11 protein-coding genes are annotated in these 13594 nt (G+C 42.0%); 1 reads left to right on the forward strand and 10 read right to left on the reverse strand.

The genetic code is table 11. The annotated features are described in order from the left end of the window. The first annotated feature begins 176 nt into the window (after positions 1-176). Positions 177-1310 carry a hybrid sensor histidine kinase/response regulator gene (locus EW142_RS10685; protein WP_130613696.1) on the forward strand — a complete coding sequence of 378 codons (1134 nt, stop codon included), beginning with the start codon at positions 177-179 and terminating at the stop codon, positions 1308-1310. Here EW142_RS10685 and EW142_RS10690 read toward each other — a convergent pair. From EW142_RS10690 to EW142_RS10735, 10 genes are all read right to left on the reverse strand, one after another. Beyond that, positions 1307-2515, reverse strand: coding sequence for a glycosyltransferase family 2 protein (locus tag EW142_RS10690; protein WP_130613698.1), 1209 nt, complete (start codon positions 2513-2515; stop codon positions 1307-1309). The genes EW142_RS10685 and EW142_RS10690 overlap by 4 nt on opposite strands. A 34-nt stretch (positions 2516-2549) precedes the next feature. Next, entirely contained in the window at positions 2550-3212 is a 663-nt protein-coding gene (locus EW142_RS10695; RefSeq protein ID WP_240740199.1) for an acyltransferase, read from the reverse strand. Next, entirely contained in the window at positions 3187-4380 is a 1194-nt protein-coding gene (locus EW142_RS10700) for a glycosyltransferase (protein ID WP_130613700.1), read from the reverse strand. Before EW142_RS10700 ends, EW142_RS10695 begins: the two co-directional genes overlap by 26 nt. Before the next feature lies 1 nt (position 4381). Beyond that, a complete protein-coding gene (locus EW142_RS10705) occupies positions 4382-5539 on the reverse strand; it encodes a glycosyltransferase family 4 protein (RefSeq protein WP_130613702.1) in 1158 nt (385 codons plus the stop codon). 1 nt (position 5540) lies between these two features. Continuing rightward, positions 5541-6749 (reverse strand): glycosyltransferase family 2 protein, encoded by a 1209-nt coding sequence (locus EW142_RS10710; protein WP_205783254.1) that lies wholly within the window; start codon positions 6747-6749, stop codon positions 5541-5543. A gap of 22 nt (positions 6750-6771) precedes the next feature. After that, positions 6772-7740 carry a UDP-glucuronic acid decarboxylase family protein gene (locus tag EW142_RS10715; protein ID WP_130613704.1) on the reverse strand — a complete coding sequence of 323 codons (969 nt, stop codon included), beginning with the start codon at positions 7738-7740 and terminating at the stop codon, positions 6772-6774. Between the two features lie 9 nt (positions 7741-7749). After that, entirely contained in the window at positions 7750-9102 is a 1353-nt protein-coding gene (locus EW142_RS10720) for a UDP-glucose dehydrogenase family protein (protein ID WP_130613706.1), read from the reverse strand. Between the two features lie 38 nt (positions 9103-9140). Continuing rightward, entirely contained in the window at positions 9141-11102 is a 1962-nt protein-coding gene (locus EW142_RS10725) for an LruC domain-containing protein (protein ID WP_130613708.1), read from the reverse strand. Positions 11103-11240: 138 nt separating this feature from the next. Continuing rightward, positions 11241-12128, reverse strand: coding sequence for a glycosyltransferase family 2 protein (locus EW142_RS10730; protein WP_130613710.1), 888 nt, complete (start codon positions 12126-12128; stop codon positions 11241-11243). A 10-nt stretch (positions 12129-12138) separates the two neighbouring features. Then, the gene (locus EW142_RS10735) at positions 12139-13587 is read right to left on the reverse strand and encodes an O-antigen ligase family protein (RefSeq protein WP_130613712.1); all 1449 of its coding nucleotides are present in this window, start codon (positions 13585-13587) and stop codon (positions 12139-12141) included. Positions 13588-13594: the final 7 nt, after the last annotated feature.

The following is a 13594-nucleotide window of genomic DNA, read 5'->3' on the forward strand; positions in this document are numbered from 1 at the left end:
TTTAGCCGTGTTCAATTTATGTTGTGAATCGCGCATTTTTGTTGGCAGGACGTTCATAATATAGGTTTAATGCACTTCCACACCAATTAATTAACCTTTCGTTTGATTCATTGAGCGTTAATTCGTAACAAAGAAAAATCTTTTTCCTACTTTCGTGTAAGGTCTTATGTATTTACATGCAGAACCAAGTTACGGAAAAACCATATATCCTTGCCGTTGATGATGAACAGCTCAATCTGGAGTTGCTTCAGTTTATTCTCGAAAGAAACCAGTACGAATTTATAGGCACCAGTAATGATGACTACTTTTTTGAACTGTTACATGAAAGAAAACCAGATTTGATTCTTCTGGATGTCATCATGCCCCGAATTGAAGGTTTTGAATTGTGTGAGAAGATAAAAGGGTATGCCGAATTTCGGGATATTCCCATCATCTTTCTTACTGGAAAGGTCAATGTTCGCGACAAAGTAAAAGGCTTTGAAGTTGGGGGTGTAGATTATGTGACCAAGCCCTTTAACGAGCAAGAGCTTATAGCACGAATCCATACCCATGTGGAATTGATTCGGGCCAAAAACCAGATTGAACAACAGGCCAAAAATTTGCGGCAATCCAACGATCTTAAAGATCGGATGTTTTCAATAATAGGCCATGATCTGAGGTCGCCTTTAAGCGCGGCCAAGCTGAAAATGGACTTTATTATGAGGGGAATCATCGACCCCAAGGACGAAAAGTTTTTGGACGATACAGTCTTTAGTCTATTAAAGACCATGGATGAAGCCCTTAATCTTCTGCAGAACCTCTTGGGGTGGGCCAAGTCGGAAAGTGATCAAATTCAGATTATACCTGAGCAACTCGACGTTCATGATTTGGTTGAACAGACCATCCGCCTGTTAAAACTGGGCAGTGAGCATAAAAAGATAGCCATTAGCAATAACGTGCCTGATGAAGTATGTGCCTATGCCGACAATAACATGATCAAAACCGTATTGCGTAATCTGGTTTCCAATGCCATTAAATTTACCCCCGTTGAAGGCGCCATAAATATCAACGCCCAACTGAAAGGTGAAATGATCATTCTTGAAGTGCAGGATAATGGGAGTGGTATTTCGGAGGCGGACATTCAAAAAATACTGAACCCCAACGAACATTTCAGCAAGTTAGGAACGGAAAAAGAACCGGGAACCGGACTTGGATTGGTGCTCTGTCAAACTTTTGTTCAAAAAAATGGGGGAACTATGAAAATCAAGAGTGCACTGGGCAAGGGCAGTACATTCTATTTTGATTTGCCCCTCGCCAAAGAAAAAGTCTAGGCCACTACCTCTGTTCCTACGTCCCTCTTGGCTCTTTCCCAATTCACAGATTGGTTGCCCTTGAGATATCTTCCAAAACCTAAAAAAACGGATAGGTTCATGATGAAGAAGTAATAAGGGATGAACAACACCTTTAATCGTATATGTCGGTGCTCCAAGAACCATCCCAATAAAGCTGCACCATAAAACACCATCTGACACCAGAAAAGAGTGCTGAAAATTCCAAAGGAATAAAGCCCCTCATTTAAGGCCAGTATAAAGTTGGCAGGAATCAAAAGTAAGAGCAATAAAGGTGTCAACGTCCAACGCAAAACGCGATGCGAAACATATTGAAATGAAAGTGTGCCATACTTGAAGACATTCAACAAGCTTCTCAATCGCACCACGGATTGAATACCTCCGGCCGATATCCGCACTTTCCGCTTTAATTCCTCCTTTACATTGGCAGAGGCTGTTTCAATGGCATAGGCCTCGGGATTATATTGAATGGTATATCCTTTCATGACCACACGTAAGGAAATCATGAAATCATCCAACAGCGTATCAGGCTCCACTTCCTGCCATAGTTCGGTTCTGATAGCAAAAAGTTCGCCTGCCGCACCAACCACCGAGTACAGTTCTGCATCCCATTTCTTTAATTGGGATTCATACTTCCAATACATGCCCTCTCCGGCACCTGCAGCACTATCGGCTTCTTTGGAATAAATTCTTTTTTCCCCCGAAACACATCCCACTTTCGGATTACGGAACAAACGCACAATTTCCCTGATGGAGTTTTTGCCCAAATCGGTGTTGGCGTCAGAAAAAATTACAATAGGGGTCTTTATAAAGTCCATACCACGATTCATTGCAGCGATTTTTCCTGCTCTTTCATCCCTGTGGTAGACTTCCACATCAGTATATTGCCGAAGCAAGTCCGGAGTGCCATCATCAGAGCCGTCGGTGACCCATATTTGGGTAACTTTTTCCTTCGGATAGTTTAAGCTTTGGGAATTCTTAACCTTCCGGTCCAAATAATCTTTTTCATTGAAGGCGCTAACGAACAAAGTCACATGAGGTTCATAATCCTCGTTGCCCTTGAAGGGTTTGCCAAGACCAAAGGCTCTTCTGATTTTGATAATCAAAAAGAGAAGAATTCCATAGCCCAAATAGGAGTAAAAGATGATAAAAAGCGCTATCCAGAAAAAATATTGTAAAAATTCCATTTGAGTTTTGTTGAAAGGTTGATTAAACAGCCACTTACTTTTTTTGTGAAACCCTTTCCCAAGTGCCACTTTCAAGATTATAGGTCTTGAACACCCTGGCAGGGTTTCCCACGACGACAGAATAGGCTGGCACATCTTTGGTGACCACGCTTCCACCGGCCACAATGCTGTGCTTCCCAATAGTGACCCCTGCAACCACAACGGTATTGGCTCCAATCCAGGTTTCCTCTTCCACCACAATGGGTGCAGTGGAAACCCCTTGGGCATGAATGGGTTTCGAAATATCTTCGTAGTTATGGTTTAGTCCAGAGAGCACAACGTTTTGTGCAAGTCGCACATCATTCCCTATGGTTACGGGACCAATTATTGTATTCCCCAGGCCAATTCGGGTCCTGGCTCCTATCTGTACCGCGCCCACGCCATTATTTATGGTAGAAAAATCTTCAATAGTGGAATCTGCACCCAATTCAAAAGTGTTCCAAGGCAATACATCCATTCGCGTTCTTCTTCGGATGGTTGCTCGCTTGCCTTTCTTGTGGTAAAACGGATTTACAAACCATTGTACCCAAAGTCGCGGCCTTGCTTGATTCTTGGGTACTAGAAGCCAATACACAAAAGTTTTTAGTTTTTTGTTGTTTTTAATCTTTTCCTTTAAGCCCATCACGTTGATTTTATGCAGATTTTTTAATAGCGTCATAGATGGCCAACACATTATTTTCCCAAGTATGGCTTTTAGCAAAGGAGATGCGTTTCCCAGCCAATTGCTTTGAATGCTCGGCCAGTGCCTTTTCTGCCAATTGCAGGTACTCCACCTTGCTAGATCCTAGATACACGTAATCCTCAAACATTTCCATGGCTTTGGTTCTGGTGGCCAATGTGGGTTTCCCCATGGCCAAGTATTCGTCTATCTTCCGAGGGTAATTTCCTATGGTCCAATCATTGACCACCTGAGGGTTCATGGCCACATCAAAACCTTTGACATATGCCGGTAGTTGGGAGGCATCCTTGCTTCCTAGAAAATAAACGTTGTCCAGTTCGTGCAAATTGGAATTCCGAAAGTCCTCATCTTCCGGACCCACCAAGACGATGCTCCAATTTTTTCGTTCTTTGGCCAAATATTCCAATAGTTCCAAATCGAGGCGCATACTGGTCAAATAGCCTACATACCCAAGTATTGGCCTTGGAATGGTTTCAAATTCCGTAGGAATTGGAATTTCGTTTTTTTCGTCGTTGAACAAGCTAACATCACAGCCTTGACCCACCATAAAACTATTGGGGTTGTACTGTTGCCCATATTCGGTATAAAGGGTAGAATTGTTCACAACAGTATCGGCTTTTGCGATGATTTTGGGCTCAATACGTTCCCCATGCCTCTGCCAATAGGGCACCTTTATGAGGTAGTCCCTCATGTAGTAGGTATAGCTTTTTGGAGAAAGGAACTCCTTCAAATGCAGTCCCAAAAACATAGAACTGTCATTAAAAAGTAAGATGTCCTTAAAACCAAGTTCATCCATGGCATTTTGGATATCCCTTGAAAAAACTTTGGAATTTCTTCGATTCAATATTTTAAATAGACCGTGAAAGGGAATCCAATTGATGGATTCCGTCATGGACTCTGGATAAAGATTCCAAAGCTTATCTTCAATTTGCACCAGTCCATTTTCCTCTCCATTGCGAATGCGAATTCTTTTTTGAACCTTTTCCGTATTTTTTTCCCTTCGTAATGTTGCCCTATCCAAGGGGGGATTTACATAGAGAACCCGGTTGTTTTTGGAAAATTCCAAGGCTATGTTCTTGCAATTGCTGCCAATCTCAATATCCCAAGCCTGAATGCCAATAACGACTATATCTTGATTCTTAATCATGCTAACTTTCTTGTATTTCGTAATGAACATTTTCATAGAGCTCCAAAACATTTTTAGCCATGGCTTCCCATGAAAAATGCTTGGCGCGCTGGATTCCTTTTTCTACCAAAAGCTTTGTGAGCATCTCATCCTCAATGACTGTGATCAATGCTTTGGTAATTTGCGAGGTATCCAACGGGTCTACCAGCAAAGCGGCATCCTCGCCGGCTACTTCAGGCATGGAAGAAGTATTTGAAGTAATCACTGGAACTCCACAGGCCATTCCCTCCAAAATGGGAATACCAAAACTCTCTCGAAGCGAAGGATATAGAAATACCGAAGATTGACTAATGATTGCTGGCAAATCGGTGTTCGTCACGTATCCAGTCAAATGGATGAGCTCCTTAATTTCTTCAATACCTTGTGAACTTAAAAGTCGATGAAGCTCGGCTTTATCATAATCGAGCATCACCAATTGATATTGACCAGGGTATTCCTTATTGAAATCGGCAAAAGCCTTAAGTACCCCTTTCGTATTTTTTTTGGGGTCGGTGTTTCCCAAGAAGAAGAAAAACTTATCGGGCAAGTTGTATTGGTCCTTAATGGACCTAAGCTGTTCGGCATCTGTCACCTTCTTAAAATGCTCTCCTACCCCATTATAGATAGCGGTCAAACGTTCTCCTTCAAACCCAAAGTGTTTATTGATTCGATCCTTTTCATAGTTGGAAACAGTGATGACTTTTTTACTTTTTCGAATTACCGGAGGCACACAATACCTTCTGTACATATTTCCCAGTTTTTGGTACCAGGTTCCTTCCTTCTTAAGAAGACTTATGCTTTCCAAATAAATGATGTCATGCAGCGTAGTAATCAAAGGCACTTTGGAGAATAAAGGTCCTGTATTGCTTGTACAATGCAGAACATCGCAGCCTTCCCGATAGGCGGCCTTGGGTAATGCAATTTGCTCCCACCCCGGGTAGCCCCATTTCGAATCAAGTTCTACAATCTTAAAATTGGGCGCATCCGGAATACAGGTATCATCAACATCTGGCCTAACGAAAACAACATATTCATTTTTTGAATCAATCTTTTGAAGATTCTTGATCAACTCCAAGGCCACCATGTCCATGCCATGCTTTTTCTTCCGAAATAGTCGTTGCCCTTCAATTCCAATTTTCATTTTAGTTGCCATTGACCGTTCCGTGTTGGGTGTGTATGAATTTTTTGTTAGCTCCCTTCAGTTTGAAAAGGGATAGAAACATGAGTAAAAATGCTTTGGGAAGTTTCAAAATCGCCCGCAGCGTTGCTTTTGTGTAGAACCTTTTCGGGACGGCAAAGAAGAAAGCCAATACCGTTAGGGCTAAACTCAAGTACCAGTAAATGGATAAAACCCCAAGCATTGAATTCTGAAGTAAATCCACCAAAATGAAATAAAAAAGGGAAAAGACAAATACCAAACCAAGTAACAATACCCTAGGTGGTGAAACCATTTGGTAGACCTTGTCAAAAAAGTCAAGATTGCCCCTTAAAAACAATTCTTTAATCCCAGGGAAAAAGTATCTTCCAAAATAGATGAATTGGGCCGAAAGCCAACGTTTGCGTTGATTTGCGAAGACTTCCGATTTTTGGACCTTCTCATCCAAAACCAAAGCGTCCTGTAAATATTCAATCCGTATTTTGTTTTTCAGAAGTTTTAGTTCAAGCTCCTTATCAAACCCTCCTACGGCATTAACCTTGCCCATCGTGGTTTTAAAAAAATGATAGTTGAAGGCCATTCCCGAGCCGATCAAAGCCGAAGAGAGCCCTAAAACTCTATGCCCTTTTCTAAAAATATGATTGTTGATTTCTTCACTGATAGCATCCAAAACAGCAAATGATGTATTGACATTTTTGGCTATCCGATGCCCTTGCACCACCTTGTATCCCTGATTGAACGAAGCATTTACTTTTTCAAGAAAACCGCGTTCCATCACATTGTCGGCGTCCAATACCAAGGCTATGTCATAATCATCGCCGATGACATCCATGGCCTTGTTAAGGGCTTTTGATTTTGTACTTTTCTCAAAGGATACTTCCACTACCCTTATGGGTAATTGGTACAACTTACTCAATGTGCGTTGTTGAAAGGAATCTGCTATGATGACCACATCATAGAGGTCTGAGGGGTAGTTTTGCTTCAAGGCCTGTTCGGCCACCTCAACAATAACATTGTCTTCCTTATATCCTGGAATCAGGACTGCAAATTTCCGTTGCTTTTGCAGAATTTCTTCTCTTTTTTTCATTGGGAAAAGCCCAGCAAATGAAAACAGAAAAACGTATAGGGAGGCAAAACCAAAATACCCTATTAGAAGAAACTCAATAGCGTTTAAAATGATTTTCAACACATCCATAGTGGTGGTTTAGAGCCCTGGGCTAACTTTCCATGAGTTCTTTGATGGATTTCTCCTTAAGGAGGTCATCGAAATATTCAATGGTCTTGCTCAAGCCGGTCCTCAAATCGATTCGAGGTTCCCAGTCCTGAAGCTTTTCTTGCGCCAAAGAAATATCTGGCTTTCGTTGCATGGGGTCATCAGACGGTAGTGGCAAGTGAATGATTCTTGATTTGGACCCGGTAAGTTCAATGATATTCTCTGCCAATTCGAGCATGGTGAACTCCCCTGGATTACCAATATTGATGGGTCCGATAAAGTCATCTTCGGTGGCCATCATTTTGATCATCCCATCCACTAAATCGCTTACATACTGAAAGCTTCGTGTTTGGGTACCATCGCCAAAAACGGTGATGTCTTTTCCTTGTAAGGCTTGCATAATGAAGTTGGAAACCACCCTACCATCATCCGGCTCCATTCGTGGGCCGTAGGTATTGAAGATCCTAACAATCTTTACCAGCACATCGTTTGAATTGTGATAATTCACGAACAGTGATTCTGCACAACGCTTTCCTTCATCGTAGCACGAACGAATTCCTATAGGGTTAACATGCCCCCAATAATCTTCAGGTTGCGGATGGATCTCGGGATCCCCATACACTTCACTTGTGGATGCTTGTAATATTTTCGCCTTGATTCGTTTCGCCAATCCCAACATATTAATAGCCCCCAAAACTGAGGTCTTTACCGTTTTAATAGGATTGTGCTGGTAATGAACCGGGGAAGCCGGACAAGCCAGATTATATATTTCGTCCACCTCTAAAAAGTAAGGCAGCGTAACATCGTGCCGAATGATTTCGAAGTAGGGGTTATCCATTAAGTGGACAATTTTACTTTTTCTTCCGGTAAAGTAATTGTCCATACTAATGACCTCGTTTCCTTCTTCCAAAAGTCTTTCACATAGGTGGGAACCTACAAATCCTGCACCTCCGGTGACCAATATTCTTTTCATGTTCTTGTTTTAGGCGTTAATGGTTTCTACTTCCTTGTTCTTTACAACGTCCCTACCGATACTGTAATAGGTGAAATCCAATTCAGACATTTCTTCGGGATCATAAACATTTCGGCCATCAAAAATGGTCTTGTTGTTCATCAATTTTTCAAGGATACGGAAGTTGGGCATCCTGAATTCAGACCATTCGGTAACCAGGATAAGTGCATCGGCATCTATTATGGCATCGTATTCATCCTTGGCATATTCAATCTTATCGCCAAGAATACGTTTGGTCTCCTCCATGGCAACAGGGTCATAAGCTCTAACGGTTGCACCCAAAGTCCTAAGCTGTTCAATAATTACTAGGGATGGGGCTTCACGCATATCGTCGGTCTTGGGTTTAAAGGAAAGTCCCCACATACCGAATTGTTTCCCTTTTAAGTTTTCACCGAAATGATTTTTTATTTTTTCTACTAGAACAGATTTCTGTCGATAGTTTACACTCTCCACAGCCTTCAGTACTTCTAGCGAATGACCGTATTCATCAGCAGTTCGCACCAGGGCCTGGACATCTTTGGGGAAACAACTTCCACCATACCCCGTTCCTGGATAAATAAACTTATTCCCAATTCGTGAATCGGAGCCTATTCCTTTTCGGACCAAATCAACATTGGCGCCCACCAACTCACAAAGGTTCGCGATATCGTTCATGAAACTAATTTTGGTGGCCAACATGGAGTTAGCCGCATATTTGGTCATTTCAGAAGAGAAAATATCCATAAATAGCAGTGGGTGCCCATTCATCAAGAACGGTTTATAGAGTTTTTTCATCACCTTTTCGGCGCGCTTGCTCTCTACCCCGACCACAATTCTATCGGGTTTTAGAAAATCATCCACGGCGCTACCTTCCTTTAAAAATTCTGGGTTGGAGGCCACATCAAAAGGTATGCGCACATTTCTTTTGGCCAATTCTTCCTCAACCGCAGCTTTCACTTTAAATGAGGTTCCCACAGGAACTGTACTTTTAGTGATAACGACTTTATAGTCCTGCATATGTTGTCCTATTTCGCGAGCTACTCCCAAAACGTATTTCAGGTCGGCACTTCCATCTTCATCTGGAGGTGTCCCTACGGCTATAAAAACGGCATCGCTTTCCTTAATTCCTTTTTCAAGGCTGGTGGTAAATGAAATACGACCTTTATCAATGTTTCTTTCGAGAATAACGTCAAGGCCGGGCTCATAAATGGGCACTTCCCCTTTGCGAAGTTTTTCAATTTTCTTTTCATCAATATCAACGCAGGTGACGTTGATTCCGGTTTCGGCAAAACAGGTTCCCGTTACTAATCCGACGTAGCCTGTGCCCACTACTGTAATGTTCATATCTTTTACTGTTTTAAAGTTTGATTTTATACTTGGTTCTATCTTGTGTACCAATCCAAATCTTGAGTTCCTCCTGAGTTGGCCCAATTCACGAATTTTGGATATTCAATGGTTATGGGAATAGACTCTGCAGGTGCCACAAAATCATCAAAGATGTTCAGGGCCCAGGGCAGATTGGTCCCTGTTTTGTAATACCTGCCATTGACGGGGTCACTATCGTCATCTCCCGTACTTAGCAGAATTGCTTTACTTGTTGGCGGAAAATCCGGCAAATGAATTTCACGTCCTCTTTCTCCGTTTGACACCAAAAAGGGGTTAAACGGCACTAAACCCAATTGTTCGTATATCAGAGGTGAATTGAAATCTATGGTAATGTCAATGGTATCCCCTTGCATTTCAATGGTATTACCGGCTACAAAAACTACGGTTTCATTTGTCGCAGTTCCTGATTCTGTTCCGTTGGCATTCAAATTGATAAAATCCGCATTGATGACCTGCCCTTCTACATTATCTACCAGCGAAGGATCAATTGGAAACACCAAGCCAAAACCGTTTCTTAAGGCTCCACCAATATTATCAATGGTAAAAGAACCTTCGATACTGGTTATTTGGTTGGAGGCATTTGTAACTAGGTTATACCCATAGGACACTACCAAATCATTGAAATCGTAATCTCCTTGACTGGGCCATAAATCCTCAAAGGCCAAAACACCTGTTAGGTTAGCACTTGGGGTAAAATTGTTGAAGGCTTTGTTCACATCAAAAGGAAAATCATCCAAGGCATCATTCACACCATCACCATCGGAATCATTCGCAGGAACAAGTGCCACTACATTGGTCAATTCAATGGACTCCACAGGATTGGCCCTTGCATAAAAAACGGCATCGTTGAAATCGTCATCCGAGTTTCCATCTCTTCGTAAATCCTCGAAAGCAAGGAAATTAATTTCCCGAGCACTGTCATACAATTGTACTACATGGGTACTTAAATTGGAAGGCTCCGGGTTAAAGCTTGGTTCCGAATAAAAAATATTATTACCATCACCAACTGCAGAACCATTCCACCCGTTGGCTACGATGAACCAGGAAACTACCGTATTGGGAGGGAACCTACCCAAGTAAACGCGATCTCCGGGGACGAGTCCTCCAGAAGAACCCACCATGGAAGTATTTGGAAAAATTATATTGTGGCTGGCTATTTCATCTACCGAAGCAGGTGGTGATCCCAATGGATAGGAATAGTACCCCAAAGCATTGCGATACCCTGCACCTTCTGAAACAAAGGTCACCCAAACATCCGCCAAATCGTTCAAGACCATACTAGATTCACTGGTATTCGCTAAAAATTGTGGATTGGCCACGGGCACTCTGCTTCTTTCAGGTAAGGATGCATTGACATCATCCAAAAGGTTTTGTTCAATAACATCGGGAAGTTCCAATTCCGAAGGAACTCCAAGGAAGTTGTAACTGCTTAAATAGTTATAGGTTACCTTAGAGGTCAAGTTGGCGCTCCCCTTACCCTTAAACATCCCATTTACTTGACTTCTTGAGGAATTATTTCTTTCATATAAGGGTCTATAATCATAGGAGATGGAATTGCCTTGAACCGGTAAGTGTATATCCTTGGTCAATCCAAGGTAATCAGAAACAAAAATGATACTATCGGTTTGGGCCTGTATTAAAAAGTCCCGTTCAAAGTGTCCACTATTATCGAATGTCGCCCTCCCGAAGGGAATACTGTCTTGGTTACCTGTTTTGCTAAATATCGTAAAAACAGCATTGCTTAAAAACGGTGGAACATCCAGGGTCACGGAAATCTCCTTGTTGGTGGCATAACTGAAGTCAGCAGAAACATTTAATCCTGCCAGAGGACCGTCCTCAATGGCATTGTCATCAGTATTATCTATATTCGAATCCAAGTCACTTTCGCTAACACACGCAACCAACGAAATGGACATGGCCAAAACCATTAAAATGGCTACTCTAGATTTTTTAAACATTAAGACAGGTTTAATATTTTTGTAAATATTATCTTACATTTTTGGAAAGAAAACTATTTGTTGTAAAGCATTGAAAACCTGTTGTCAATGCCCATTCTATTTGGATGAATCCCTTTTAAAACCTTGGGTGTGGCTTATTCAGGCTGCCTTGTGAACTAGATTCCACGATATGGCTTTCCAAAGGGCCTTAAAGTGTTCGAACTCTCGTCGAATCAAAAATTTCAAACTATTTTTTGGGATGGAAACACAGCACTGAAAGATCAAACTCACCAGAAGCTCCAATGCTTTAAAGTTTCGGCGCGCGAAAAGAATTCGATTTCGTGAGATATAATATGTTTTCAGGGGACTGAATTTTCCAGTGGATACAGATTCCTTGTGAAGTATAAATGACTTTGGTTGATAGTAAATTTTATACCCTGCCCTTTTGATCATTTCGGCCCAATCATGCTCTTCATAGTACAAGAAGTATATCTCCGTCATCATGCCAACCTCCTGCACCACTCTTGTTGGAACCATCATGGCCGCACCGTGTATGGATTGGGTTTCCTTTGGGGTATCGAAATCTCCATTATCCTTTTGATGATATCCAATGCTGTTGTTTCGTATGGTCCATTTGTTCATCGCCGTATAGCCCGCATATTGAATTAAAGTAGAGTCCCAATGAAATTTAATTTTAGGGCTTACCATGCCGATACTTTCATCCTTCTCCAAAGTTTTTACCAAGGGTTCAACAAAGTCTTTTGGTACAATTGTGTCGTTATTGATAAAAAGTAAGTACCCTCCTTTGGCTTGTTTGACCCCAAGGTTGTTTCCACCTGCAAAGCCCAGGTTCTTGGGGCTCTTGATTAGCTTGACCTCGGGAAATCTTTCTTTGATACAATCTGGATTATCATTAGGGGAGGCATTATCAACAACAATGACCTCAATATTAGGGTAGCTCAATTCACGAATTGATTCCAAAAGTTCCAAAGTGACTTGGGATTCGTTGTAGTTTACGGTGATAATGGACACCAACGGTTTTGCCATGGTATGATTTTTATGAGATCAGTTCCGTACTGAAATCTGCTTCAGTTTCTTGTCTTTCTTTCAGTATTTGTTTATCCAATTTTGGGGCAATGAACATAAAGACCATGCCCGCGTACATTAAAATGCAAGTGGGAAATTGCCCAAAAACTCCATTTCCGTAGGACGCGGCCATGATTCCGAACATACCACAGACCAAGGCAGTAATCTGTCCTTTTAGCCAACCATCCCTTATTTTGAACATCACATTGTACGCTCCTGTTATCAGCGTAAAAAACAAAATGAACAGATGGAGGTATAGACCCACAATTCCTGTATCGGCCCAAACGGCCACAAACCAACTATCCGTGGCGGTGTTTGCCAAAAAAGTATTGGGTGAAAACCGTTTGCCCCAATTTCCGGTGGAACCAATTCCCCCGCCAAAAGGTCTGGATGCCAAATAGCCCGATAATTTAGCTTGATTTTCCAAGCGAACTTGCAACGAAGCGTCATTGGGGTCGAATGCCGTTCGCATTCTACGAATTTGGTCGTTGTCATTCCCAATTGTAGTGTACTTGAAGAAGACGAATACGCCTATCCCAAGAAGTGCACCGAGTACGATACTTGGAATGTGTTTTCGAACAATAAGGAACATCACCCCGGCTGCTGCAGGTACAGCTATGGCACCGCGAGTTCCTGAGATCATCATACCCAATAGCCCGGCCACAGCAACTATGGCATACAAAACCTGCACCTTTCTATTCTTTGCAAAAAGGGCCAAAATTCCGAATACCACCCCAGCGTGACCTTGTGCTGCCCCAAATTGTCCCGCATCTGAATAAAATGAGAATATCCTCAACTTTCCAAAGAGTACGTGCGTAATGGCACCACCAGCATCCAACCAGGCTTGTTCGTATGAATCAACTCCGAAAATAAGTTGCTGCATGCCCTTAAGGGTGGCCAAAAAGGAAAGAGCTCCCCAGATCACAAAAAATAACTGTAAATCTTTGGGTTTGTTAAATAGGATAAAAACCAAAGGAATAAACATCCACATGTAAAGGGAAAGTCCGCGCATGGCGTAAAACCAGGCGGCAATACTAACCGCCTCAGGGTTTACAATTTGAAATATGGCATATCCAAACCAAACAGAAGCCAATAGGGTGAGCTGCGACTTCGCTAGATCCCACGGTACTTTTAGTCGAAAGGCCTTGAAAAAAAGGGCAAGATACATGAGCACCATAAGGCCATCCATAAGGAGGCCCCAGGTCATTGGTATATACCGCCCAATCCCCAAAACAAAAAAATTGAAAACAAGCACAGTCACCACCCCAATTCTCGGATTCACAAAGAGTGCTCCCAAATACAGAAAAATAAAGGGAAACATCATGATGGCCATACCAGCCACCAAACCACGGGTAGCAGTTAAATGCCCCGCTGTCAAAGCGACAGATAAAATAATGAGAATCGGTAAAGGTTTTCTCATATATTCA

This window comes from Flagellimonas allohymeniacidonis, from assembly GCF_004296335.1.
GTDB lineage: Bacteria > Bacteroidota > Bacteroidia > Flavobacteriales > Flavobacteriaceae > Flagellimonas > Flagellimonas allohymeniacidonis.

Excerpts from the sequence above, each read along its gene's own strand:
- EW142_RS10685 (WP_130613696.1), top strand. The coding sequence starts at position 177 with ATGCAGAACCAAGTTACGGAAAAACCATATATCCTTGCCGTTGATGAT.
- EW142_RS10690 (WP_130613698.1), bottom strand. The coding sequence starts at position 2,515 with ATGGAATTTTTACAATATTTTTTCTGGATAGCGCTTTTTATCATCTTT.
- EW142_RS10695 (WP_240740199.1), bottom strand. The coding sequence starts at position 3,212 with ATGACGCTATTAAAAAATCTGCATAAAATCAACGTGATGGGCTTAAAG.
- EW142_RS10700 (WP_130613700.1), bottom strand. The coding sequence starts at position 4,380 with ATGATTAAGAATCAAGATATAGTCGTTATTGGCATTCAGGCTTGGGAT.
- EW142_RS10705 (WP_130613702.1), bottom strand. The coding sequence starts at position 5,539 with ATGAAAATTGGAATTGAAGGGCAACGACTATTTCGGAAGAAAAAGCAT.
- EW142_RS10710 (WP_205783254.1), bottom strand. The coding sequence starts at position 6,749 with ATGGATGTGTTGAAAATCATTTTAAACGCTATTGAGTTTCTTCTAATA.
- EW142_RS10715 (WP_130613704.1), bottom strand. The coding sequence starts at position 7,740 with ATGAAAAGAATATTGGTCACCGGAGGTGCAGGATTTGTAGGTTCCCAC.
- EW142_RS10720 (WP_130613706.1), bottom strand. The coding sequence starts at position 9,102 with ATGAACATTACAGTAGTGGGCACAGGCTACGTCGGATTAGTAACGGGA.
- EW142_RS10725 (WP_130613708.1), bottom strand. The coding sequence starts at position 11,102 with ATGTTTAAAAAATCTAGAGTAGCCATTTTAATGGTTTTGGCCATGTCC.
- EW142_RS10730 (WP_130613710.1), bottom strand. The coding sequence starts at position 12,128 with ATGGCAAAACCGTTGGTGTCCATTATCACCGTAAACTACAACGAATCC.
- EW142_RS10735 (WP_130613712.1), bottom strand. The coding sequence starts at position 13,587 with ATGAGAAAACCTTTACCGATTCTCATTATTTTATCTGTCGCTTTGACA.